This is a genomic window from Paenibacillus sp. sgz302191, from assembly GCF_057749925.1.
The window spans coordinates 1-641 of sequence record NZ_JBYLHY010000101.1; the positions used below are offsets into that span (position 1 = coordinate 1).

Here is a 641-nt window from a genome sequence, read left to right on the forward strand (position 1 = left end):
CGGTGGGGTAACCGCAAGGAGCCAGCCGCCGAAGGTGGGGTAGATGATTGGGGTGAAGTCGTAACAAGGTAGCCGTATCGGAAGGTGCGGCTGGATCACCTCCTTTCTATGGAGTCCATGACAACTGTAGGTTGTCGGACAAAAGCTGATACTTCATTCTTATTTGTTCAGTTTTGATGGAGCTTGACATGAGTCAAGGTAAGTATGGGGCCATAGCTCAGCTGGGAGAGCGCCTGCCTTGCAAGCAGGAGGTCAGCGGTTCGATCCCGCTTGGCTCCACCATAACCTATTGTACACTTCCGCCGCCGCTAAGGCGGTGTTGCTAACACTAGGTGACATTCCATCATAAAGTTGACAACTGACATCGCTTCGCGCATGTAACAGTTGCGACATTGCTGACAACTGACATTGCTTCGCATATGTAACAGTTGCAGCGTTGTTCCTTGAAAACTAGATAACGAAACGAAACGTAAAGCGTGAAACTTAGAAATCCTTTTCGTTGACTGTGTCACAACAGTTAATGAAAGTACGTTCTAGTGGTTAAGCTAGAAAGAGCACACGGAGGATGCCTAGGCGCTAGGAGCCGAAGAAGGACGTGGCGAACGACGAAATGCCTCGGGGAGCCGTAAGCAGGCTTCGAT

1 tRNA gene and 2 rRNA genes are annotated in these 641 nt (G+C 50.1%); all 3 read left to right on the forward strand.

From position 1 onward, the window contains the following. Nucleotides 1–106 (forward strand): 16S ribosomal RNA (locus AC3G2T_RS38775); the annotation flags it as partial. 100 nt (nt 107–206) lie between these two features. After that, nucleotides 207–282, forward strand: a tRNA-Ala gene (locus tag AC3G2T_RS38780). 256 nt (nt 283–538) lie between these two features. Next, nucleotides 539–641, forward strand: a 23S ribosomal RNA gene (locus AC3G2T_RS38785); the annotation flags it as partial.